The organism is Mucilaginibacter sp. GW821-FHT07G05 (assembly GCF_059418565.1).
The window spans coordinates 394,862-419,379 of record NZ_JBWKQC010000003.1; the positions used below are offsets into that span (position 1 = coordinate 394,862).

The following is a 24,518-nucleotide window of genomic DNA, read 5'->3' on the forward strand; positions in this document are numbered from 1 at the left end:
TCTAATTAAACGCATTTTAATTACCACTAATTAAGTTAAATGGAAGATAACATACTTAACCCTAAGATAGTAGCTAACGAAATTGTAAAGGAAGAAGAAGATTTCAGGCATTTAAATAACCCTGCCGACGGAATTAAGCCCATTACCAAAAAATATTTGGGTGTACCAACCCATGTTGATAAGATAGGCAACAAGTTTTACTTTACCGATGGCGATGCCAAAGTGGAAATTGTGGTGGTAAACATCGAGATAATTCGTGTAAGGCTTGCCCCACATGGTGTATTTTTACCCGATTTTTCGTACGCCGTTCCCGAATTAAAACATAAGCATGTCCCGGTTGAACTGATAGAAAATGATACCGAGTTTATTGTTTCTACAGGCAAAGTAAACTGTCATATCCGCAAGGCCGATTTCTTTATTTCTTTTTCAGATAGCAATAACGTAGTTACCAGCAGCGATGCCAAGGCTATGCACTGGGAAGAGAATACAAAGTTTGGCGGTTACTACGTTTTCAGCACCAAGGAGTGCCATGCCGATGAGAACTTTTTTGGCCTGGGCGATAAACCTACCGAACTTAACCTGCGCGGCAAACGCCTTACCAACTGGAACACCGACGCGTATTCTTTCGGCTGGAACCAGGACCCGCTTTACCGCAGTATCCCGTTCTATATCAGCGTAAACGAGGGTATAGCACACGGTATTTTCTTTGATAATACCTTCAAGGCCTATTTCGATTTCGGATCGGAAGATAAAACCAAAACCAGTTTTTGGGCTGATGGCGGCGAACTGCAATATTACTATATACACGGGCCGCACATGATGGATGTGGTAAAAAGCTACCACATACTTACCGGCACGCACCCTATGCCGCCAATATGGGCGCTGGGTTACCACCAATGCCGCTGGAGCTATTATCCCGAAGCAAAATTAAGGGCAGTGGCCAAAGGTTTCAGGGCGAACAAGATCCCTTGCGACGCGCTGTACCTCGATATTGATTATATGGATGGTTACCGCTGTTTCACCTGGAACCGCAAGTATTTCCCCGAGCCTAAAAAGATGATACAGGAGTTGGCCGCCGATGGTTTTAAAACCGTGGTGATCATTGATCCGGGTATCCGTGTGGATGATAATTACCCTGTATTTAAAGAGGGTAAACAAAATAACTATTTCTGCCGCCGTAGCGATGACTACTTTATGGAGGGTCACGTATGGCCGGGCCGTTGCCAGTTTCCTGATTTTACTAACCCCGAGGTTCGCGAATGGTGGGGCGGTTTGTTTGACGAACTGGTAGAAATGGGCGTTGCCGGTGTTTGGAACGATATGAACGAACCTGCCGTATTTGGTTCGGGCACTTTCCCCGATGATGTACGCCACCAGTACGATGGTTACCGCGGTTCGCACCGTAAGGCGCACAACGTTTACGGTATGCAAATGGTGAGGGCTACGTACGAGGGCCTGCGCAACATCCGTAAAAATAAACGTCCGTTCACTATCACCAGGGCCGGCTATTCTGGCTTGCAACGCTATGCTTCGGTATGGACGGGTGATAACGTGGCCTCATGGGAACACCTGAAACTGGGTAACATACAATGCCAGCGTTTGTCAATGTCGGGTATTCCTTTTTGCGGTACTGATATTGGCGGTTTTAGCGGCGAGCCCGATGGCGAACTGTTTACCCGCTGGATCCAGGCCGGAGCTTTCTCTCCGTTTATGCGTGCACACTCGGCGGGTGATACCAAAGAGCGCGAACCATGGAGTTTTGGCGAACCGTATACTACCATCAACCGCAAGTTTATTGAACTGCGTTACCGCCTGTTACCTTACCTGTACTCAACCTTTTGGGAGCATCACCGTTACGGTTTCCCTATTTTGAGGCCGGTAGTAATGCAGGAACAGCATGTATTAAAGAACCATTTCCGCCAGGATGAATTTACCTACGGCGATAAAATATTGATTTGCCCTGTGCTGGAACCAGGACAAAAAAGCCGTATGGTATACCTGCCGCATGGCAACTGGTACAACTTCTGGACACAGGAAGTTGTAACAGGGGGCGAAGAAGTAAACGTACCTACGCCGCTGGAAACTATCCCGGTATTTATTAAGGCAGGTTCGGTAATACCCGAATACCCTGTAATGCAATACACCGGCGAATTTGCCATTGAAGAGGTAAAGCTGAATGTTTACTACAGCGATTACGAAGCCAACTCATTCTTCTTTGAAGATCATGGCGAATCGTTCGCTTACGAGCAGGACATTTACTCTGAAAAGAAATTTGTGGTAAACGGCGACGAACGCAGCCTGCACATACAGCAAAGTATGGAGGGTTTATATACCCCGCGTTATGATAACTATCATTTCAACGTGATCGGTCTGCCGTTCACCCCGTCGAAAATTACGGTTGACAGTAAAGAAGTAACCGATTTTAGTGTGAGTGATGAAAAAGTGCTCGAATTTAAATTCAGCAAAACATTCAAAACCATACAGATACACAAGTAATTATATGGGAGGCAGCTTTTGAAAAGCTGCCTTTCTTTTTTAATTAAGTTTACCTTATTCACCTCAAACAAAAAAGTGATTGTATATGTTCAATTATGATATATTTGAGCATAATCACAACCTCATGATGTCATGAGCTATATCGCCTTAAAGGGCTATCCACTATGGCAAAGCAAACCAAAAAAACCGCACCCGAAGTAACCGAAATTCAACCTGAAAAAGTTAAAAAGGCAACAAAATCAAAAGCTAAATCAAAACCCGAAGTCCCGGTAACGGAAACTACTGAAGCCCCCCCGGCAAAAGCCGCCAAAGGCAAAAAGGTAGCCGAAACCAAGGTCGAGGTAGCCAAGCCCGCAAAAGCCGCTAAAAGCAAAAAAGCCGTTGCCGAAACTGCTGTTGAGGTAGTTAAACAAGCAAAGGCAGTTAAAGCTAAAAAAGTGCCTGTAACTACAGAGGCTATTGTTGAGCCTGTAAAAAGCAAAAAGGCTAAAAAGGAGACAGCACCGGCACCGGTGGTAACAGAAACAGCGCCTGTAAACTTGCAGGCTGTTGAGCCATACAGCCGCTTTACTGATTTTGATGTTTCGCTGTTCCGTTCGGGTAAGCATTATAAACTGTACGAAAACTTTGGTTCGCACGTGGTAGAATACCATGGGGTAGTAGGTACTTACTTTGCCGTATGGGCGCCAAACGCGCAGTACATTTCGGTTATAGGTAACTTTAACGGCTGGAACCGTGGTTCGCACAAGCTGTTTGTACGCTGGGATGGCTCCGGTATTTGGGAAGGTTTTATCCCGAATGTTGGCGTAGGCGAAACTTATAAATACTTTATCAAATCATCATCGGGCGAGGAACTGGAGAAGAGCGATCCTTTCGCGCTTCGCTGGGAACTTCCCCCGCATACGGCATCCATAGTTGCCGATACTTATTACGAGTGGAAAGACCAAAAATGGATGGCCGACCGCTACCAGCACAACGCGCTGGATAAACCTTATTCGGTTTATGAAATGCACGTAGGCTCGTGGGCGCGTAGCCCTGAAAGTCCGGATGAGTTTTTGAGTTATACCCAACTGGCCGATAAGCTGGTGCCGTACCTGGTTGAAATGGGTTTTACCCATGTAGAGTTTATGCCGGTTGCCGAACACCCTTATTACCCAAGCTGGGGTTACCAGGTGAGCGGTTACTTCGCCGCATCATCGCGCTATGGTACGCCACAGCAGTTAATGGAGCTGATAGAGCGCCTGCACAATGCCAGTATAGGTGTTATTATGGATTGGGTGCCTTCGCACTTCCCGGGCGATGTACACGCGCTGTACCGTTTTGATGGTACACATTTGTACGAGCATGCCGATACCCGCAAAGGCTATCATCCCGATTGGAAATCATACATATTTAACTACGGCCGTAACGAGGTGAGGGCATTCCTGATCAGTAACGCGCTATTTTGGTTAGATCGTTATCATATCGATGGCTTACGTGTTGATGCTGTGGCCTCAATGCTATATCTCGATTACTCTCGCAAGCATGGCGAATGGGAGGCCAACATTTACGGTGGTAATGAAAACCTCGAAGCGGTATCTTTCCTGAAAGAATTTAATACGGCCGTATACGGCCACTTCCCCGATACGCAAACTATTGCCGAGGAATCAACTGCGTTTACAGGCGTAAGCAGGCCGGTATTTGCAGGTGGTTTAGGTTTTGGTATGAAATGGATGATGGGTTGGATGCACGATACGCTGAAGTATTTCCAGAATGATCCGGTTTACCGTAAATATCACCACGGACAAATTACCTTCAGTACCATATACGCCTTTACCGAAAACTTTATGCTGCCTTTCTCGCATGATGAGGTGGTATACGGCAAGCAATCCATATTAAATAAAATGCCGGGCGATGAGTGGCAAAAATTTGCCAACCTGCGCTTGTTATACAGTTATATGTTTACCCACCCCGGTACTAAATTATTGTTTATGGGTGCCGAGTTTGGGCAGGGCAGCGAGTGGAATTATCAATACTCGTTAGACTGGCATGTGCTCGAATACCCTAACCATCAGGGTATAAAAGAAACCGTTAAAGCGCTGAACAAGCTGTACAGAAGCGAGCCCGCCCTTTATGAAAAGGCTTTCGACTGGACCGGTTTTGAATGGGTTGACGGTGGCAATGCCAACGATTCTATCCTCGTATTCAGCCGCAAAGGCAACGACCCGGCCAACGACCTGGTGATCGCCCTGAACATGACGCCCGTACCGCGCGAAAACTACCGCATAGGTGTACCTGCCGCCGGAGCCTGGAAAGAGATCTTCAACTCGGATGCCACCCAGTTTTGGGGGAGCGGCAAAGGAAACGGCGCGGTGATCAACACCGAAAAAGTGACATGGCATGTTAAAGAAGATTCGATCAATATCGTTATACCGCCTTTGGGTGCTGTAGTATTTAAACGCGTAAGCTAATTATTATGAGCAGCAAGTTCTTTTATCTGTACATTATTGCCGGTGTTGTGGCCTTACTGCTCATGATATATGATGTGGTGGGTACATATCCTGCGGTGAGTGCTGTAACGGTGCTTGCAGGCGTGGTGCCAGCCCTTATATTCTTTTACCTGGCCTATAAAGTATGGCATGAAAAGAATGATTCGGAGTTGATGTAAGTTTTTTTTATACATAGGAGAACGCAAAGGTTTTCACGGAGCTACGCAGAGGATAAAGACTCTTTGCGTAGCTTTTTTTGTATACGCAGAGGTTGAAATATTATTGAATTGTATCGGGATCTTCTCTCTGTTTAACTCTGCGGAAAATCCTGTATCTCTGCTGTATAAACAAAAAAGCCTCCCTGGTTTGCACCGGGAGGCTTTAAAAATAGTTTATCTGTAAGCTTATTTAGCTTCTTCTTCAGATTTAGCAGCAGCAGCTTTTTTAGCTTTGCTTTCTGCACCTTCCATTTGCTCTTTTAATTGAGCAAGAACGCTAAGATCGCCTAAAGTTGATTTTTCAACTGAATCTTTCACTTTCTTAACCGCGTTGCTTGCAGATTTTGCTTCTTTCTTGCGGTTTTCGAATTCTTGTACACGAGCATCAGCACGGGCTTCTTCCCATATACGTGAGTGTGAAATAACGATACGTTTGTTGTCTTTACCAAACTCGATGATCTTGAAGTCGGCAGTTTCTTCAGCTTTCAGGCTGGTACCGTCTTCTTTAACCAGGTGTTTAGTTGGCGCGAAGCCTTCAACACCGTAAGGTAATGCAACTATAGCACCTTTGTCGGTTACTTTTAATACGGTACCTTCATGTACTGAATCAACAGTAAAGATGGTTTCGAAAGTATCCCAAGGGTTTTCTTCCAGTTGTTTGTGACCTAAGCTCAGTTTGCGGTTCTCAACATCAAGTTCCAGAACTACCACGTCTAATTTCTCACCTACTTTAGTGAATTCGTTAGGGTGGTTGATCTTTTTAGACCATGAAAGGTCAGAGATGTGGATCAAACCATCGATACCGTCTTCCAGTTCAACAAACACACCAAAGTTGGTCATGTTTTTAACTGTAGCAACGTGTTGTGTACCAACAGCGTAACGCTCAGCAGCTTGTTGCCATGGATCAGGAGTCAGTTGTTTGATACCTAAGCTCATTTTGCGTTCTTCGCGATCAAGTGTTAACACCTGAGCTTCGATTTCGTCGCCAACTTTCAGGAATTCTTGTGGGTTACGCAGGTTTTGTGACCATGACATTTCTGATACGTGGATCAAACCTTCAACACCTGAAGTGATTTCAAGGAATGCGCCGTAATCAGCAACGGTAACAATTTTACCTTTAACCTTTGAACCTATCTGGATAGCTTCATCAAGGTTTTGCCAAGGGTGTGGAGTAAGTTGTTTTAAACCAAGGGCGATACGTTTTTTCTCGTCATCAAAGTCAAGTACAACCACGTTGATCTTCTGATCAAGTGCCAATACTTCACGCGGATGCTCGATACGACCCCAAGAGATATCGGTAATGTGCAATAAACCGTCAACGCCACCCAAATCGATGAATACACCGAAGTCGGTAATGTTTTTAACGGTACCTTCCAATACCTGACCTTTTTCAAGGCGTGCAACAATTTCAGTTTTTTGGTTTTCAAGATCGTCTTCGATAAGCACTTTGTGCGATACCACAACGTTCTTGAATTCGTGGTTGATTTTAACAACTTTGAATTCCATTGTTTTACCAACGTACACATCGTAATCACGGATAGGTTTGATATCGATTTGTGAACCTGGTAAGAAGGCTTCAACGCCCATTATATCAACGATCAAACCACCTTTAGTTCTGCTCTTAACAAAACCGGTAATGATCTCGTCGTTATCTAAAGCTGAATTAATGCGCTCCCATGATTGTTGAGTTTTAGCGCGTTTACGTGAAAGTACTAACTGACCGTTAGCATCTTCTTGTGATTCAACAAAAACTTCAACTTTGTCACCTACTTTAAGATCAGGTGTATCACGGAATTCAGAAACTGATACTAAACCGTCAGATTTAAAACCTACGTTTAATACCACATCTTTGTTGTTAACACTTACAACAGTACCGGTGATGATTTCGCCTTTAGTGATAGAGCTGAAAGTGCCATCATAAAGTTTTTCGAATTTTTCACGGTCGCTATCGCTGTAGTTACCAAATTTTTTCTCGTCAGCATCCCAGTCAAAATCGGCACTTGGAGTAGCCAATTGAAGTTTGATGTCGTCGATTGAGAATGAATCAGCTTCTGATTCAATTGTTTCTTTTTCTGCTGAAGCCTGAACCGTACCCAGTTCAGCCTCTTTAGCTTTTAATTCTTTTTCTGCTTCTTGTTTTTTTGCCATTAAATAAATTTTCTCCTTTTTCCCAACAATAATTGGGACTGCAAAGGTACGGATATATTTTTGGTACAAAAAAATTTATTTAATGTTAAATGCTGATTTTTAAGCCTTTTTTATATTTTATAGAAAATGAATTGCTGTAGTTCGCTGCCTAAGAATGGCTCAGCTGTTTTTCTATATCGTTAAATATAGAGAGGTAGCTTTCCAGCAACTCTTCGCGGTAGGCTATAATTACATTGTCCATAGCGGCTTCCTGCGCCGGGGTAAAGGGATTTTTCCAGATGCGCATACATATCCGCTTTAACGCGTAAGCTATTTTTTGCGTATCGGCGTAGGTGTGCAAATAGCCTTCGTTTTTAAACACATCAAAAAAGTTAAAGAAGATGGTACTGTTAGCCATCCCGCCGAAATGCAGAAACTCGGCAATCACTTTTTCATCGCATGAGCCTAAGTGATTGTAAAATTCATCTACCTGTATTTGCCCCGTGGTGAGCAACAGGTTATCCAATATCAGCTCCAGTGCCACATGGCCTAAAAAGAAAGGTTTTACCGTCGAACCTTCAATGGCGGGCAACAGCTTCAGCTTTAAATTGTGCGAATGATGCGTAAAAAATTGGGAGGAATGGAAGTAACGATCTACCTCAAGGTGTTTGTTCCAGCCTTTTATAATATCGTTAACTTGGCTGTTGGTATGGTGTAGCTTTTCGGGGTGCAGTATGATGTTTTTGTCGGCGTTCTTTAGCAGATCGGGCAGTACGGTGCCCAATACAAAGTAACAACTGGTGGTGCTGCGGTCAAAGTAATAGTGCGACAAAAAGTTCATAGATACCCGGCCTGTTAATGATAGTATATAACGTAATGTACTAAAGTAATATGATATATAAGGTTCATTTCACTAAAAAAAAGGATTTTACCTTATTATTTTATCTTTGCAAGCTTTGAAATATTACACAATGAACTTTGTAGAAGAATTACGCTGGCGCGGCATGCTGCACGATATAATGCCCGGAACTGAAGAACTGCTGAATAAAGGCATGGCATCAGGATATATTGGTTTTGACCCTACTGCCGATTCGCTGCACGTAGGCCACCTTACCCAGATCATGACGCTGATCCACTTTCAGCGCGCGGGCCACAAGCCTTATGCTTTGGTTGGCGGCGCTACCGGTATGGTTGGCGATCCGTCGGGTAAATCACAGGAGCGTAACCTGCTGTCGGAAGATGTGCTGCAACATAACCTTGAATCGGTTCAAAAACAACTGGAGCAATTCCTTGATTTTAGCGCAGGTGCCAACAGCGCCCAAATGGTAAACAACTACGATTGGTTTAAGAACTTTACTTTTTTAGATTTTATTCGCGATGTAGGTAAGCACATTACCGTTAATTACATGATGGCTAAAGATTCGGTAAAGAAACGTTTGGAGGGCGACACTGGTATGTCGTTCACGGAGTTTACTTACCAGTTGGTGCAGGGCTATGATTTTTACTACTTATGGAAAAACCATAACTGCGTACTGCAAATGGGCGGCAGCGATCAGTGGGGTAATATTGTTACCGGTACCGAGTTTATCCGCCGTAAGGATGCAGGTGAGGCATACGCTTTAACCACCCAGCTGATTAAAAAGGCCGATGGTACCAAATTCGGTAAAACCGAAAGCGGCGCGGTATGGCTTGATCCTGCGCGTACATCGCCATACCAATTTTACCAGTTTTGGCTGAACACTACCGATGTGGATGCCAAAAGCTACATCCGTATTTTTACTTTGTTTGAAAAGGATGTTATTGAGGCTTTGGAAACAGAGCAGGATGCAGCCCCGCATTTACGTGTTTTGCAGAAAGCCTTAGCTAAGGATATTACCATACGTGTGCATGGCGAGGCTGAATATGAAAAAGCCATTAAATCGTCAGAGTTTTTGTTTGGTAATGTTAATATTGAGTTTTTAAATGAACTGAATGATGCCGAGGTAAAAGGTTTGTTTGAAGGCGTACCAAATTATACCATCAGTGCCGACGAATTGCGTGAAGGTATTAATGCGACCGAGTTGCTGGCTGCAAAAACAGCGGTTTTCGCCTCAAAAGGCGAAGCTAAAAAGATGATACAAGGCGGCGGTGTAGCCATCAATAAAAACAAAATTGCTACCCCTGATGACGTATTTAATACTGAAAACTTAATTGGTGGCAAATACCTTGTAGCACAAAAAGGAAAGCGGAATTACTTCCTGATAATTGCGAAATAAAATTTGTAAATACGACAAATGGTAATTATATTTGTATATATGTCGTATAAAACTAAACATAATGATATAAAAAATGAACTACAGGAACCTGCGGTAGCTTACATGGCGCAGCCTGTAGTTTCTTTTTACAGTTTATTGGGCAATACCAAATCAATAACGGTATCCAATGATTTTGACATCATTAAACTGGCAAGGCAGGGCTTCCCTAAGCGTGTGCTGTTATCATTAGCTAAAAAGATCTCCCTTAACATCCAGGAGTTATCAAACATCCTTCATATATCTGAGCGTACCTTACAACGCTATGATGATGATGCCATTATAAAAACAGAATACGCCGAAAAGGCCGTTGAGCTTGCCCGCCTGTATACCCGCGGCGAGGAAGTGTTCGGCTCTATGGATAAGTTTAAATCATGGATAAAAACACCATCGCGCGTGTTCCGTGGCGAGGCGCCGGTTACTATACTGGATACTTCTGCCGGCTTTGATATGGTTTTTAAAGAGCTTGGCCGTATTGAGTACGGTATTTTTGCCTGATAATATGATACTTTACCGTATCAGTAACTGTAAATATATTGAGGACCTTAGCGGTACCGGCGCGCGTTTATATGGCGGGCGTTGGAATAGCGAAGGCCGTGCCATGCTTTATCTGGCCTCAACCCGTGCCTTGTGTGTATTAGAGGTGTTGGTACACCTGCCGCCTTTAATGCTCCCCAATAACTTTTGCCTGGCAACTATTGAAGCACCCGACAACAGCGTAACTGAAGTAACCGTTGATGACCTGCCACTTAACTGGCAAGATGTATCATCGCCCATGGCCTTACGGCAAATAGGAGACGCTTTTTTGAAGAAAGAGGAATACCTGTTAATGAAAGTACCATCGGTAATTGTACCCGCCGAATACAACTATCTAATTAATCCAGCCCATCCGGATATCAATAAAGTAAAAGTAGTAAACCGCCAGCCCTTTACTTTCGACGAAAGGCTTAGTTAGGTGTTTGCTTCGCGTCATTTATTCTGGTCATTAGTCATTAGGTCATTTTGCGTTGCGTCATTAGTCATTTTTTCCTTATTGTTGGATATGCATCTAATGCATGAAAATCAAAAATGACCTTATGCCCCAATGACTAAATGACGCGGAGCCACTGCCGCGAAGCAAAAATGACTATTACAAGTCACTAAGTAATTGCTGCTTTTTCTGGTTGTAGTCTTCTTGTGATATCAGGTTGTTGTCGAACAACATTTTTAGTTTTTTGAGTTTCTCGGTAAGTTGGTCGGCCGCTGACGGTGCCGGGGCTGGTTCAGGAGCAGGTGCTGCTGCTACCGGTTCAGGCGCGCGAACGGGCTCCGGATGCTGTACTTGTACCGGTTCAGGCTCGGGTTCGTATACCGGTATGGCTATCGGCTCGGGTTGCGATAAGTATGGTTTGGCAGGCGGGGCCTGTACTACCACATTATTCGGCCTTTCAAACTGGAACGAACCTGATTCGGCGCGTTTTTCTTCCAGCTCACGCTGACGGCGTGCCTCACGTTCAGATTCTTTACGTTCCTGCGCGTATTGGTATAGTTTACGGGCCTGTACTTTAGGCAGGTAATCTACACCCATTTCGGCACCGTTTACAGTTTTTACGCTGAACACCGCGCCAATGATCTCTTCTTTGGTAGTTACGTCAACTACATCCTTCCATACAAAATCAACAAACTTGATAGACAGGCCAAGGTTGGCTGGTGTAAAGAATAAAATACGTTTATTGGTAATGGCAATACAATCGGGCAGCAGGTTTACCAGCGGCTTTTTTTGTACGGCTATATATAATATCTCTTCGCCGGTGGTTAACAGGTCAACCAGGCGTGAGTAAACTTTTTCTACTGTAGCAGGATCCTGCTGTTCATTTAAAAACTTATCGATCATATCAATGCGATTATGCTATACGCAAAAGTAACAATAATCTGTTAGTTGCAAGTTAAGATTTAAGCTATCAATAAATTACAGCCGCGTATGTCGGCATTATCAAAACGGCCCAGTATCTCGAAAGAGCCATCGGCATAAATACGCCCCAGATCTTGCGTGGCTATGAACGAGCACGAATTGATATTAGCCAGGTCGATCACATTAATGCCGCCTGTTTTATCGGTAGTCAGCATAGCGAAGGGGTCGTTGGTATCGCGGGTAAGTACACGTATCCATGGCGGGCAATTGAATATACCTTCGCCTTTCGAATAGGCCTGCGAAAGTAGCTCCGTCATCCCGTATTCGGAGTGAATGGCATTTACGCCAAAGCCTTTGCGTAATACCTCGTGCAATTCCTCGCGGATCATCTCTTTTCGGCGGCCTTTCATGCCCCCGGTTTCCATCACTATCAGCTCCGGAAAATCAATATCGAACAGTTCAATAAAATTGAGCAGCGCAAAAGTAACCCCTATCAATAAGGTGGGTTTCTTTTGCTCCTGCTGTATTTTCAACTGGTGGAAAAGATCGGTATGGTTATACAGGTAAAAGCCGCTATCGGGATTATCAGAGGTTTTTATCAGGTCGTCAACCATGTAAATAAGCGACGAACCATCACGCTCCAGGTACGACGGCAGCAGGGCCAGTACGGTATAGTTTTCTATATCGCCATAAAACAGTTTGAATGCCTTGCGGAAACTTTCGGTATACCAGCTTGCATCGGTAACGTGGTGGCGGCTGGTGATCATGCCTGTAGTGCCCGAACTGGTGAAGGTAACCTCAATATCATCGTGCGAGGTTACTACCGCCTGCGATTTAAAGAACTCGATAGGCAAGAAAGGGATATCGTTTATATTTTTTATTGAAGCAGGGTTTATGTTGAGCCCCTGTATAAATTCTTTATACACTAAACAGTGAGCGGCCTGGTATTTAAATACTTGCAGTGCCGTTTTGGTGAAACTGGCAGCATTGCTTACAGAAAACACCTGTTGTTTGTCCGGTTTCTTCATTGGGGCAAAGATAGGAAGATGTACAGATATGCCAATTTCTGCGTTACTATGCGGGTAATATGATAACAAAAAGACATTTTTGCCACCGTTTTATCATTGCATCATTTTAAGAAACAACACGTGTATTTAATGGTTGTAATGATAACGACAATTTAATAAACAATAATTAAAATAAAAGACCCCATGAAAGCATTGAAATTTTGGAAATTACCTCTTTTACTGAGCGTATTTTTCATACTTACCTCGGCTACTGATGCAGGTAAAGAAAAAGAAACAGAGCGTATCAACAAATCATCAGATGTGCTGGTAGCCTTCAGCAAAATGAAAGAAAGCATACCACACGACCTATTGGCCGAATATGAAGGCGTAGTAGTGATACCTAAGCTGATTAACGCAGGCTTTGGTATTGGCGGCAAACGCGGTAAAGGCGTAGGGCTGGTAAAGCTGGCTAACGGCAAATGGAGCAACCCGGTTTTTATTACTTTAACAGGTGGCAGCATCGGTTTTCAAATTGGTGTACAATCGGTAGACCTGGTTTTGGTATTCAAAAACAAAGGCGTGCTTACCAAGGTTAAAAACGGCGACTTCACCATCGGCGGTGATGTATCTGCTACGGCCGGTCCGGTAGGGCGCAACTCAAGTGCCAGCACCGACCATGAACTGGAAGCTGAAATTTACTCTTACTCACGCAGTAAAGGCCTCTTCGCGGGTATCAGTATCAATGGTTCAAACCTGTCGATAGATAAATCATCTAACGCTAATTTTTATGGCGAAGGTGTTACCTCGCAAACTATATTCGATACAGGTACAAGTGCCGATGAAGCCGTTAATAAGCTGAAAGCTACATTGTCTTCTTTGTAAGATAAAACTGATTTATTTAAGCAGCCCGGGCAATTTTGTACCGGGTTGTTTTGTTTAATTCGCTTTTAATCCATCATGAAATTGTTTGATAAAAATTGGTAATATTTCAATAATTATTGGAAAAATACAGGCGAAGCCTTATCCAGTATAGCGGCTATAAATGAAGATGATATAATTAAAATACTTGAAAATTGGTGTGTTATTAGCGACGGTGATGACTGAGAACTTGAACTTGAATATGAATAAGCGATAAAAACTAATCACAAATCATTATTCAACAAATCACTAAAATTTCTAACTTTGCCCAAATCCAACCCAACGATGCTTAATCTCACATTGCTCGACGGACAAAAATTCCAGGTAACTATTCAACGTTTATGTCGTCAGTTAATTGAAAACCATAACGACTTTTCCGGCTCTGTACTGATAGGTATACAGCCGCGAGGTATTTATTTAGCCAAACGTGTTGCCGAAGAACTCCGCAAGATATTACCCGACAAAACCATACTACAGGGCGACCTCGATATCACCTTTTACCGCGACGATTTCCGCAGACGCGAATCGCAGCTGGTGCCTAATCAAACCAAGATAGATTTTATTATTGAAGGTAAAAAAGTGATCATGATGGACGATGTGTTGTGGACAGGTCGTACCATACGCGCCGCCATGGATGCCATGCTGGCCTTTGGCCGCCCCGAAAAGGTAGAACTGCTTACCCTGGTTGACAGGCGTTACTCGCGCCACATCCCCGTAGCGGCAGATTATGTAGGCATCGAGGTAGATTCCATCGCATCGCAAAAAGTAGTGGTGAGCTGGAAAGAAACCGACGGAGAAGATAAGATAGTATTACTATCTGAAGTGAAATAAATTTGATATTTCGGATTTCGGAATTGCGATTTCGGATTTGGAAAGAAATCAACGAATAGATAAAAAGAAGTAAATAAATTAAAAGGGAAACCGGCATCAGTAAATTCGAAATTGAACATCCGAAATCCGAAATCAAATTATGGCAGGACTAAGCACAAGGCATCTATTAGGAATTAAAGATTTAAACGCGGCAGATATTCAATTGATTTTTGAAACGGCCGATACCTTTAAATCTGTATTGAACCGACCGATCAAGAAAGTGCCTTCGCTGCGTGATGTAACCATTGCCAATATCTTTTTCGAGAATTCAACCCGCACCCGTTTATCGTTCGAACTGGCCGAAAAGCGCCTTTCGGCAGATGTGGTAAACTTTGCCGCCTCTTCATCATCGGTAAGCAAGGGCGAAACCCTGATAGATACCGTAAACAACATACTGGCCATGAAAGTGGATATGGTGGTAATGCGCCACCCTTACGCGGGTGCCGGTATCTTCCTGTCGAAACATGTAAAGGCACAGATAGTAAACGCGGGCGATGGCGCGCATGAGCACCCTACCCAGGCTTTGCTTGATGCCTTCTCTATCCGCGAAAAATATGGCGATGTAGCCGGAAAGAAAATAGTGATAGTGGGCGATATATTGCATTCACGCGTGGCCCTTTCAAACATTCTTTGCCTGAAACAATTGGGTGCCGAAGTAATGGTATGCGGTCCAACCACGCTGATCCCTAAATATATTGGCTCGTTAGGTGTAAAGGTAGAGCACAACCTGATAAAAGCCCTTAACTGGTGCGATGTGGCCAATATGCTGCGCATCCAGCTGGAGCGTCAGGATATTAAATACTTCCCTTCGCTGCGCGAATACACGATGCTTTACGGCTTAAATAAGCAGATATTGGATAGCCTTGATAAAGAGATCACGGTAATGCACCCGGGCCCTATCAATCGTGGCGTGGAGATCACGAGCGATGTAGCAGACAGTAAACAATCAATTATATTAGATCAGGTGGAGAATGGCGTTGCCATCCGCATGGCGGTACTCTACCTGCTTGCCGGTCAAACCCCATGATAATACGAGATAAAAAAAAGCTGCTGTGGTTTCTGCGTTTTGGTAAAGTCAAAGCATGCGTTTTTTATTTCATATTCATCATTACCATCTACGCTTTAGTTAACACCATTTTTGCAGTAATATCAAGCTTTTTTACCGGGGCCGACCTTTTACAGGAGATCCAGACGAACGAGCTGTTGAACTACTTTGTACTTGTTTATGCGGGTTACATGTCGTGGCATTTTTATGATGACGCTGTAGAGCGGCTTAACAACGACCAAAAGCTAAAGCAAAGAAACCTCACCGAAGAAGACATCAAGAGAATAGCGTTCACAAAAAACTGGGCCGAAACAAGAAAGAAAGGCGCGGTTGCCTATTGCTTATACGATGGCGGCCTTATAGCGGGTATGTTGTTACTCATCCCGGTATCTTTTATAATGTTTTCGGTTGTTGCGCCCTCAAACAGGTTATTTGATGAGTTTAAAGATTTAACCTTGTTTATAGGCCAAAACATAATAATATGTTATGTGGCCGGTTGTATATTATACAGCTTAAGGTGGACTTATAACGAGCGCAAATTTACCCGGTTAACTACCTTTATACCATAACCCTTTAATTATACAGGCATGCTGCACACCATCAATAACCGTATATATTCCCTGTTGTTAATGATCCTTTTCGCTATACCTGTATCGGCCCAAAGCTTACAGCAACGCAAAAATGATTCGGTATTTGTAAAGGTTAAAGAGTTTTTTAATACGCAGGATGCAGAGGGGATTTATAGTTTGACAGGTGAAAGCTTCAGGAAAGAGCTAAGTGCGGATGCTTTTAAAACCATTGCCACTACGCAGCTTTTCCCGATAGGTAAAATCAATTCATCAACATTAATAAGCTTTGTAAATAACCAGTTAAGCACTTACAAGCTTGAATTCGGCACGGTTACTCTGCAGTTACTCATGACTTTGGATGACAAGGATAAACTGGCTATGTTTCTCTTTCAACCTTACAAAGAAACTTCGCCGGAAAAACTGACAGAGGCCGCTACTTCAAACCCCTTAAAAACACCTGCCGATAAAGCCATCGACTCGATAGCCCGTAAATACATAAAAAAAGGCAATACCGTTGGCCTAAGCATCGGCATACTTAAAAACGGACAAATAAACACTTATGGCTACGGTGAAACTACCATCGGCAACAAGAAATTACCCGATGCCAATACGCTGTTTGAAATTGGTTCCATTTCTAAAACCTTTACCGCTGTATTGCTTGCTTACTATGTTAACGAGGGCAAAGTGAAACTAAGCGACCCGGTAACGAAATACCTGCCCGATAGCGTGGCTGCCAATCCTGAACTGCAACAAATTACATTGCTTAGCCTGAGCAACCATACATCAGGACTGGCACGTATGCCGGATAACTGGGAGAAACAGGCTTTCGAACCACTTAATCCTTATAAAAACTACAACAAGCAATTGCTTTTCGCTTACCTGAAAAATTGTAAGCTTGAAACCAAACCCGGTGAAAAATATGCCTATACTAACCTTGGTGTTGGCTTGTTAGGTATAGCCCTCGAAAAAATAAGCGGCAAAAGTTACGAGGTAATGGTAAAAGAACTGATAGCAAAGCCACTTGGCTTAAAAAGCACGGTACAGCATATTACACCCGAACTTGCCCCGCGTTTTGTAACCGTATACAATGCCGAAGGTAAAGCCACCCCGGCCTGGGATTTTGATGCCCTTGCCTCGTGCGGTGCCCTACGTTCAACCGTAAACGATTTGCTGGCCTACGCCAAAGCCAATATGCAAAGCGCAACCGGAACAAGCAAACCAGCCAAAGCCATGGAGCTTACCCACCATATTACTTTTGAAAAAGATGCTAAAATGGGCCTGGGCTGGCATATCATTTTTGTAGATGGCGTTAATTACATTTTTCATAACGGGGGCACCTACGGCAGCAGCAGCTTCATGGCTTTCAATACCGAAAAGAACCTCGCCGTAGTAGTACTATCAAACGCCGCCGAAAGTACCGATGGTTTGGGTACCGAGCTGCTGAAGAAACTACAGTAGGGTTGTGAGTTGAAAGTTGTGAGTGATAGGTTGTGGGTTGTAAGCAGGGTTACTTAGTTTAATGTGCTGCTTGTTTACTTCCCTTGGTTTTCTGATTAAAATCTCTTTGACATCAGCAATATAATTTGTAGTATGCAGCGGTTTAGCCATACCAACAAACCATATTGATAATGAAACATAAAGGATACTTTGCCGGAGCTGCGTTACTGATAGGCTGCCTGATTTGCATGGGTTTTGCTACTATAAACAACAAACCTAAAAAAGAACATTGGGTGCAGCTTTTCAACGGTAAGGATATTAAGGACTGGAACGTTAAGATCAATCACCACGATTATAACGATAACTTTGGCAATACCTTCCGGGTGGAGGATGGCATTATAAAAGTGCGTTACGATAAATATGGCGCGTTTGATAACCAGTATGGTCACTTGTATTACAAAAAGCCTTTTTCGCATTTTAAACTGCGTGTAGAGTACCGCATTACCGGCGATTGGAAAACCGACGCGCCCGGCTACACCATTGGTAACAGTGGTATCATGTACCACTCGCAAGATCCTAAAACGATGCTAAAAGATCAGGATTGGCCAATATCGGTTGAATTTCAATTGCTTTGTGGTTTAGATGACGGCAAGCCCCGCCCAACAGGTAACATGTGCTCGCCGGGTACCGATATTGTATACAAAGGCATTATCGACGATAGGCACTGTATCGAATCATCCTCAAAAACTTATAAGAAAGAAGAATGGGTAAATGCCGAACTGATTGTACTTGGCGATTCACTTGTTACCCACATCATCAACGGCGATACCGTACTGCAATACTCAAAACCCCAAATAGGCGGCGGAGTGGTAAATAACTACGACAAGAATATAAAGATTGACGGCAAACGTCTCACCCAAGGATTTGTCGCCCTGCAAAGCGAAGGCCAGCCGGTTGATTTCCGTAAGGTAGAGATATTGGATCTGTCGGAAAAGAAAAAGTAAACAGAAGCCGAGGCCTTTATTTTAGATCAACTTGTCTTGTGCAAGCTTCTTTACCAGGTTGTTTGCGCTGACGATAATTGCATCTTTCAGACCCATTTCGCCGACTACAAACATGGAGCTTTTCCAAAAGGGCTTATTGTTTTTGGTGTTAATCAGTGTGATCTCTAATTTGCCGCTGGTGAGGGCGTTGCTCACGTAAGTTATCTGGCTTTGCTTAATTACCATCAACGCGTCGGGGGCATACCCGGTAATTTTGTCATTGATATCCTCTTCGGTTTCTTTAGTCGGGGTGGCACGTATTGAGCCATCGGCTTGTACCTTACGTTCAACCAGCTTTTTGCTTACAGCTGTCAGCATACCTTGCGTAAACTCCGATGCTTTTCCGTCGTTATTAAAGAGAATGTATATTTTTTGAAGTTTTGCCGTGTGTGCACTCTGTTTGTCTGATTCTACCCTGGTGGTAGCACAGGCTTGCAGCAGCAATAGTAAAGCAGTAAAGGCAATAAGGGATAAGTTCTTTTTCATGATAAGATTTCGGTGTATTTTATAATGCTTAAAAGTAAAAATAAAATATCCCTTAAAGTAAATATCAGGGAAAAATAATGTTGGGATAAGTATGTAATAACCTTCACCTCAAACTCAACTGCTTATTTTGTTACCTTTGCGCTATGGTAAAATATAATAAGTTAAGCAACCCTGTTACACTCTACTGAGTTTCGTTTCAAACTACTTTTCATAGGTAAGTATTATATGCCCGATAACAATGTTGTTTAACTTTTAATTGATAAGGGATGAAGCCTTATTTACGTCTTTTTGATTTTTCGCAAAAAATAAATTATAAAAATGAGGTGCTGGCCGGTTTAACAGTTGCCATGACCATGATGCCCGAATCATTATCGTTCGCTATACTGGCAGGCTTGCCGCCGCTGGTTGGCTTGTACGCGGCATTTATAATGGGGCTGGTTACAGCTGTTTTCGGCGGCCGGCCAGGATTGATTTCGGGAGGTGCCGGGGCTACGGTGGTAGTGTTGATAGCGCTCATGAAATCGCACGGAATTGAATATGTTTTTGCTGCCGTAATAGTGGCCGGTATTATACAAATACTGGTTGGCGTGTTTAAACTGGGCAAATTCATCAGGCTGGTGCCACAACCGGTAATGTATGGCTTTGTAAACGGCCTGGCTGTAATTATTTTTATGGCGCAGCTGGAGCAGTTTAAAACGGTAGTTGGCGGGCAGCAGGTATGGCTAAGCGGACCGGCGTTGTATATTATGGCTGCTTTGGTAGCGCTTACTATAGGTATTGTGTTTATAGTGCCGCGTATCACCAGGGCAATTCCGCCCTCGCTGGTAGCTATTGTGGTGGTGTTTTTGCTGGTGCTGATATTTGGCATACCTACCAAAACCGTGCGCGATATTGCCGCTGTTAGCGGCGGATTGCCGCCATTTCATATCCCGGCGGTGCCACTGAGCGCTGATACCTTAAAGATCATATTTCCGTATGCGCTGATAATGGCCGGTGTTGGGTTAACTGAAGGCTTGCTTACCCTCAACCTGGTTGATGAAATTACGGCTACACGCGGTAACAGCAACCGCGAAAGCATAGCGCAGGGAAGCGCCAACATACTTAACGGTTTCTTTTTTGGTATGGGCGGTTGCCCCATGATAGCGCAAACGCTGGTTAACTTATCGGCAGGTGCAAGGGCGCGGTTGTCGGGCATTATCGCGTCGTTAACCATATTGCTTATTATATTAATTGGTGCGCCGGTAATTGAACGGGTACCCATGGCAGCGCTCACCGGTGTAATGATCATGGTAGCGATAGGTACTTTTGAGTGGATCAGCTTCCGCATTATTAATAAAATGCCCCGGCAGGATGTATTTGTAGGGATACTCGTAGCCGTAATTACCGTTTGGCTGCATAATTTGGCATTAGCGGTTTTAATTGGCGTAATTATATCGGCATTGGTATTTGCCTGGGAAAGCGCCAAACGCATCAGGGCTAAAAAGTATATTGATGCTAATGGTGTAAAGCATTATGAAATATACGGGCCGCTGTTCTTTGGTTCGGTAACGGCATTTAACGAAAAATTTGATGTAAACGGCGATCCTGCCGCAGTAGTTATTGATTTTAAGGATAGCCGCGTGGCAGATATGTCGGGCATTGAGGCGCTTAATAAACTTACCGAACGTTACCATAAAGCGGGCAAAACATTACACCTGAAACACCTGAGCGATGATTGCCGCCTGTTGCTTGAAAATGCGGCAGACGTTATCGACGTAAACATACTTGAAGACCCCGCTTACAGGGTGATGGATTAGGCGGATAATACACCTGTGTGATAGAAAATTATTTCGGCCCCTTATTAGCTATAACCCTTTTAAAATCCTATTTTTAGCGCCCGAAATTGATACAGCAATATCAATTATTGATGCTAAATAAAAACACATAAATGAAAGTTTTAAAATTTGGCGGAACATCAGTAGGCAGTCCCGAAAGGATGAAAAAACTGCTTGATATTATTGATGCTTCGCAAAGGCAAATTGTAGTGCTGTCTGCAGTATCGGGCACTACCAATAGTTTGGTTGAAATTGGTCAGGCGTACCTTGCCGGCGATAAGCCTAAGGCCGTTTCGCTCATCAATACCCTGAAGGATAAGTACGAAGTATTTATTAAGGAACTTTTTGCCAAGCCTGAGTTTTTGGCCGAAGGTAAAGAGGTGATCGATTACCATTTCAACTTGCTGAGCAACCTCGCTAATGATCTTTTTACTTCTATTGAAGATAAGATCATAGTGGCGCAAGGCGAATTGCTGTCAACCACGTTATACCATGTATATCTGAAAGAGATTGGCGTACCATCTGTACTGCTGCCCGCTTTAGATTTTATGAAGATAGATGAAGACAACGAGCCAATCGTTGACCACATCACTACGCATTTAACCCCCCTGTTGGATAAATACCCAACTAATAACCTGTTTATTACGCAGGGCTATATTTGCCGTAACAGCTTTGGCGAAATTGATAACCTGCGCCGCGGCGGCAGTGATTATACAGCCTCGTTAATAGGCGCGGGCATCCGCAGCGAAGAGGTGCAGATATGGACCGATATTGATGGCATGCACAACAATGATCCTCGGATTGTAAAGGGTACACAGCCCATTGCCCAGTTATCATTTGATGAAGCTGCCGAGCTGGCTTACTTTGGGGCGAAAATACTGCACCCGCAAAGCGTGTTCCCGGCGCAAAAATATAAGATCCCGGTACGCCTGCTCAATACTATGGATCCGCAGGCACAGGGTACACTTATTACTAACGACAGCGAGAAGAATAAAATAAAATCGATAGCGGCTAAAGATGGCATTACGGCCATCAAGATCCAATCGAGCCGCATGCTGCTGGCCTATGGCTTTTTGCGCAGGGTGTTCGAGGTGTTTGAGCGTTATAAAACATCTATCGATATGATCACCACATCAGAAGTGGCCGTATCGTTAACCATTGATGACGTAACCAACCTGGGCGAGATCACCAAAGAACTAAACTCTTTCGGTTCGGTTGAGCTGGACGTTAACCACACCATTATTTGCGTAGTAGGCGATTTTGGCGCCGAAAAGCATGGTTACGCTGCCCGCGTGCTCGAATCATTAAAACATATTCCTATCCGTATGATATCTTACGGCGGCAGCGATCATAACCTGTCGTTACTGGTACGTACCGATGATAAAGTAGAAGCGTTAAGAAGCCTGCACAGCAGGTTGTTTTAAGCGTACGTATTATGTCATTGCGAGGAGGAACGACAAAGCAATCCCGTCGTATGCAGCACGGAATTGCATAGCTACGAGATTGCTTCGTTCCTCGCAATGACAATTTTGAAAAAACAAACCGCACCTCCGGGTGTGGCACAGGCGGGGAAACCCGGCAAACAAAAAATTACATCATGTTCAATAACGATACTATAACCCGTTTTCAGCAGTTAGAAACACCTTTTTACTATTACGATCTGAACTTGCTGCGCCAAACTCTTAGAGCTTGTCGCGAGGCATCGGATAAATACGGTTTTCATGTGCATTACGCCATGAAGGCCAATTTTAACCCGAAGGTGCTGGAGGCGGTACAGTCGTTCGGTTTTGGTGCCGATTGCGTAAGCGGTAACGAAGTGAAGGCTGCTATTGAGTACGGTTTTGATAAAGGCAAGGTAGTTTTCGCAGGCGTAGGCAAATCCGACAGGGAGATCAACGCCGCTTTGGATGCCGATATCTTCTGCTTCAATGTAGAATCGGTACAGGAGCTGGAGGTGATCAACGAATTAGCGGCAGCCAAAGGTAAAACAGCCCGGGTGGCAATCCGCATTAACCCCAATGTTGACGCGCATACCCACCACTACATCACCACCGGTTTAGATGAAAACAAATTCGGCGTAAACACCTGGCAACTGAACGATGTAGCCGATGCTTTGCGTAAACACAAGAATATCCAGTTTATTGGTATCCACTTCCACGTGGGTTCGCAAATTACCGATATGGATGTTTTCAAAAGCCTTTGCGTAAAGATCAACGAGATTCACCAATGGTTTGATGAACATGGTTTCACCGTAAAAGTACTTAACGCAGGCGGCGGACTTGGTGTTGATTACTACAACCCCGACAATAACAATGTTGCCGACTTCGACAGCTACTTTAAGGTATTTAAAGATTTCCTGAACATAAAACCCGGCCAGGAAGTACATTTTGAACTTGGCCGAGTGCTGGTAGCCCAAAGCGCTTCGCTGATATCAAAGGTGTTATACGTAAAGAACGGCCTGAAAAAGAATTTCCTGGTATTAGATGCCGGCATGACCGAACTGATTCGTCCGATGCTATACCAGGCCTACCATCAGATAGAGAATTTGAGTAAGTCTTTGAGTCCGGAAGTCGGGAAGTCCGAAAGTCCGGAAGCAGCCCCCACAACTCACAACTCGCAACATACAACCCAAAGTACTAAATACGACGTAGTAGGCCCTATATGTGAAAGTACCGATTGTTTCCGTAAGGATGTTGACTTGCCCGAATCATTTAGGGGCGATCTGATAGCTGTGCGTACTGCCGGGGCTTACGGCGAAGTAATGGCATCGGGCTATAATTTACGCGATAGGGTAGCGAGTGTATACTCAGAATAGTATTTACAGTTTAGATTCCTTTTAAATTATATTTGCATTTTACCGATAAATTATACCTACCTTGCGGCCTTTAATAAAAAATACAATGCAAAAAGAAGGAACAGTAAAATTTTTTAATGAAACAAAAGGTTTTGGTTTTATTACACCAAGCAATGGTGGCCAGGACGTATTTGTTCATGCATCAGGCTTAATTGACGAGATCCGCGAGAACGACAAAGTAGAGTTCGAAGTGGAAAACGGCAGAAAAGGCCTTAACGCGGTAAATGTAAAAGTTATATAATTATAATATATCATTAAATCGTACAAGCATCAGCCTTATTAGGCTGATGCTTTTTTTTGTGCCATTTACACGGCAATTTCGTCTATCGCTTTTTGCAGCGCGTTCTCTTTTAAAGCAGGTATGTTAGTACCTTCCACACGTACGGCGGTAACATCCGTCATGCCGATAAAGCCTAAAAACTTGGTTAGGTAAGGCACTACAAAATCATAGCTCTGCATAGGGCCTTCGCTGTAAACGCCGCCGCTTGATACAGCCAGGTAAACCTTCTTGTTCTTCACCAAACCTTCAACGCCTTTATCTGAATAGCTAAACGTTACACCCGCCCGCGAAATATGGTCTATCCACGCTTTAAGGGTAGAGTGTATACCGAAGTTGTACAGCGGCGCGCCAATAACAATGGTATCGGCATCCTGTATTTCCTGAATGGCCGTATCCGAATGTTTTACCGCTTCGGCGCTTTCAGGGCTGCGCTGTTCGGCCGAGGTATAAAATGAGGTAATGTGCGATTCCTCCAGGTGCGGAAAAAGCTCCGTAGTAAGGTCGTGAACCTTTACCTCGCTCTCCGGCGATTCTTCCTTTAGTTTATCAATAATGGCGTTACCCAATTTGATACTGTATGATTCGGCACCCCTTGGACTCGAAATAATGTGCAAGATCTTTTTCATTTGTTTGTGTTTAATTATTTGTTATTTGACACAAACCTATTTAACTTTACTATCAAAAAGATACTACTATCCTTTAGG

Annotated in this window: 22 protein-coding genes; 16 read left to right on the forward strand and 6 right to left on the reverse strand. The window is 43.8% G+C overall.

Annotated features, from left to right (window positions below; translation table 11 throughout):
* Nucleotides 1-39 precede the first annotated feature (39 nt).
* From AC07NA_RS09965 to AC07NA_RS09975, 3 genes are all read left to right on the forward strand, one after another.
* On the forward strand, nt 40-2,496 hold the full coding sequence (locus AC07NA_RS09965; RefSeq protein WP_345214209.1) for a glycoside hydrolase family 31 protein: 2,457 nt from the start codon (nt 40-42) through the stop codon (nt 2,494-2,496).
* Nucleotides 2,497-2,660: 164 nt separating this feature from the next.
* A complete protein-coding gene (glgB, locus tag AC07NA_RS09970) occupies nt 2,661-4,946 on the forward strand; it encodes a 1,4-alpha-glucan branching protein GlgB (protein ID WP_494897435.1) in 2,286 nt (761 codons plus the stop codon).
* A 5-nt stretch (nt 4,947-4,951) separates the two neighbouring features.
* Nucleotides 4,952-5,143, forward strand: coding sequence for a hypothetical protein (locus tag AC07NA_RS09975; RefSeq protein WP_494897436.1), 192 nt, complete (start codon nt 4,952-4,954; stop codon nt 5,141-5,143).
* A gap of 225 nt (nt 5,144-5,368) precedes the next feature.
* On the opposite strand, the gene rpsA is transcribed toward AC07NA_RS09975, so the two are convergent.
* Together rpsA and AC07NA_RS09985 are read right to left on the reverse strand one after the other, a co-directional pair.
* Nucleotides 5,369-7,330, reverse strand: coding sequence for a 30S ribosomal protein S1 (gene rpsA / locus AC07NA_RS09980; RefSeq protein ID WP_345214213.1), 1,962 nt, complete (start codon nt 7,328-7,330; stop codon nt 5,369-5,371).
* 148 nt (nt 7,331-7,478) lie between these two features.
* A complete protein-coding gene (locus tag AC07NA_RS09985) occupies nt 7,479-8,150 on the reverse strand; it encodes an ACP phosphodiesterase (RefSeq protein WP_494897437.1) in 672 nt (223 codons plus the stop codon).
* Nucleotides 8,151-8,280: 130 nt separating this feature from the next.
* On the opposite strand from AC07NA_RS09985, the gene tyrS reads away from it, so the two are divergent.
* From tyrS to AC07NA_RS10000, 3 genes are read left to right on the forward strand one after another with little or no spacing between them, the layout of a single operon-like run.
* The gene (gene tyrS / locus AC07NA_RS09990; protein ID WP_494897438.1) at nt 8,281-9,564 is read left to right on the forward strand and encodes a tyrosine--tRNA ligase; all 1,284 of its coding nucleotides are present in this window, start codon (nt 8,281-8,283) and stop codon (nt 9,562-9,564) included.
* 39 nt (nt 9,565-9,603) lie between these two features.
* Complete coding sequence (locus AC07NA_RS09995) at nt 9,604-10,098, forward strand: Xre family toxin-antitoxin system antitoxin (RefSeq protein ID WP_494897439.1); 495 nt, start codon at nt 9,604-9,606, stop codon at nt 10,096-10,098.
* Nucleotides 10,099-10,102: 4 nt separating this feature from the next.
* Nucleotides 10,103-10,555 (forward strand): RES family NAD+ phosphorylase, encoded by a 453-nt coding sequence (locus AC07NA_RS10000; protein ID WP_494897440.1) that lies wholly within the window; start codon nt 10,103-10,105, stop codon nt 10,553-10,555.
* 174 nt (nt 10,556-10,729) lie between these two features.
* Here AC07NA_RS10000 and AC07NA_RS10005 read toward each other — a convergent pair whose 3' ends face one another.
* Together AC07NA_RS10005 and AC07NA_RS10010 are read right to left on the reverse strand one after the other, a co-directional pair.
* Nucleotides 10,730-11,473 carry a PH domain-containing protein gene (locus AC07NA_RS10005; RefSeq protein WP_494897441.1) on the reverse strand — a complete coding sequence of 248 codons (744 nt, stop codon included), beginning with the start codon at nt 11,471-11,473 and terminating at the stop codon, nt 10,730-10,732.
* 59 nt (nt 11,474-11,532) lie between these two features.
* Nucleotides 11,533-12,519, reverse strand: coding sequence for a LuxE/PaaK family acyltransferase (locus AC07NA_RS10010; RefSeq protein WP_494897442.1), 987 nt, complete (start codon nt 12,517-12,519; stop codon nt 11,533-11,535).
* Between the two features lie 183 nt (nt 12,520-12,702).
* On the opposite strand from AC07NA_RS10010, the gene AC07NA_RS10015 reads away from it, so the two are divergent.
* The 6 genes from AC07NA_RS10015 to AC07NA_RS10040 all read left to right on the forward strand — a co-directional run bounded on the left by AC07NA_RS10015 (nt 12,703) and on the right by AC07NA_RS10040 (nt 18,341).
* Entirely contained in the window at nt 12,703-13,380 is a 678-nt protein-coding gene (locus tag AC07NA_RS10015) for a lipid-binding SYLF domain-containing protein (RefSeq protein ID WP_494897443.1), read from the forward strand.
* A gap of 321 nt (nt 13,381-13,701) precedes the next feature.
* A complete protein-coding gene (pyrR, locus tag AC07NA_RS10020; protein ID WP_345214192.1) occupies nt 13,702-14,247 on the forward strand; it encodes a bifunctional pyr operon transcriptional regulator/uracil phosphoribosyltransferase PyrR in 546 nt (181 codons plus the stop codon).
* Between the two features lie 139 nt (nt 14,248-14,386).
* The gene (locus AC07NA_RS10025) at nt 14,387-15,313 is read left to right on the forward strand and encodes an aspartate carbamoyltransferase catalytic subunit (protein ID WP_345214191.1); all 927 of its coding nucleotides are present in this window, start codon (nt 14,387-14,389) and stop codon (nt 15,311-15,313) included.
* Nucleotides 15,310-15,900 carry a hypothetical protein gene (locus tag AC07NA_RS10030; protein ID WP_345214190.1) on the forward strand — a complete coding sequence of 197 codons (591 nt, stop codon included), beginning with the start codon at nt 15,310-15,312 and terminating at the stop codon, nt 15,898-15,900. The genes AC07NA_RS10025 and AC07NA_RS10030 overlap by 4 nt, the downstream gene beginning before the upstream one ends.
* An 18-nt stretch (nt 15,901-15,918) precedes the next feature.
* Nucleotides 15,919-17,358 (forward strand): serine hydrolase domain-containing protein, encoded by a 1,440-nt coding sequence (locus tag AC07NA_RS10035; RefSeq protein WP_494897444.1) that lies wholly within the window; start codon nt 15,919-15,921, stop codon nt 17,356-17,358.
* A gap of 170 nt (nt 17,359-17,528) precedes the next feature.
* Nucleotides 17,529-18,341: a 3-keto-disaccharide hydrolase gene (locus AC07NA_RS10040; protein WP_494897445.1), complete on the forward strand. Its 813-nt coding sequence runs from the start codon at nt 17,529-17,531 to the stop codon at nt 18,339-18,341.
* 21 nt (nt 18,342-18,362) lie between these two features.
* Here the strand turns inward: AC07NA_RS10040 and AC07NA_RS10045 are convergent, their stop codons facing one another.
* Entirely contained in the window at nt 18,363-18,866 is a 504-nt protein-coding gene (locus AC07NA_RS10045; protein ID WP_494897446.1) for a calponin homology domain-containing protein, read from the reverse strand.
* A 266-nt stretch (nt 18,867-19,132) separates the two neighbouring features.
* On the opposite strand from AC07NA_RS10045, the gene AC07NA_RS10050 reads away from it, so the two are divergent.
* The 4 genes from AC07NA_RS10050 (at nt 19,133) to AC07NA_RS10065 (ending at nt 23,775) form a co-directional block, all read left to right on the forward strand.
* On the forward strand, nt 19,133-20,662 hold the full coding sequence (locus AC07NA_RS10050; protein ID WP_494897447.1) for a SulP family inorganic anion transporter: 1,530 nt from the start codon (nt 19,133-19,135) through the stop codon (nt 20,660-20,662).
* 131 nt (nt 20,663-20,793) lie between these two features.
* Nucleotides 20,794-22,104 carry an aspartate kinase gene (locus AC07NA_RS10055; RefSeq protein WP_494897448.1) on the forward strand — a complete coding sequence of 437 codons (1,311 nt, stop codon included), beginning with the start codon at nt 20,794-20,796 and terminating at the stop codon, nt 22,102-22,104.
* 173 nt (nt 22,105-22,277) lie between these two features.
* Nucleotides 22,278-23,495 carry a diaminopimelate decarboxylase gene (gene lysA / locus AC07NA_RS10060; RefSeq protein ID WP_494897449.1) on the forward strand — a complete coding sequence of 406 codons (1,218 nt, stop codon included), beginning with the start codon at nt 22,278-22,280 and terminating at the stop codon, nt 23,493-23,495.
* Between the two features lie 85 nt (nt 23,496-23,580).
* On the forward strand, nt 23,581-23,775 hold the full coding sequence (locus AC07NA_RS10065; RefSeq protein ID WP_345210213.1) for a cold-shock protein: 195 nt from the start codon (nt 23,581-23,583) through the stop codon (nt 23,773-23,775).
* A 65-nt stretch (nt 23,776-23,840) separates the two neighbouring features.
* Here the strand turns inward: AC07NA_RS10065 and AC07NA_RS10070 are convergent, their stop codons facing one another.
* The gene (locus AC07NA_RS10070; RefSeq protein WP_494897450.1) at nt 23,841-24,440 is read right to left on the reverse strand and encodes an FMN-dependent NADH-azoreductase; all 600 of its coding nucleotides are present in this window, start codon (nt 24,438-24,440) and stop codon (nt 23,841-23,843) included.
* Nucleotides 24,441-24,518: the final 78 nt, after the last annotated feature.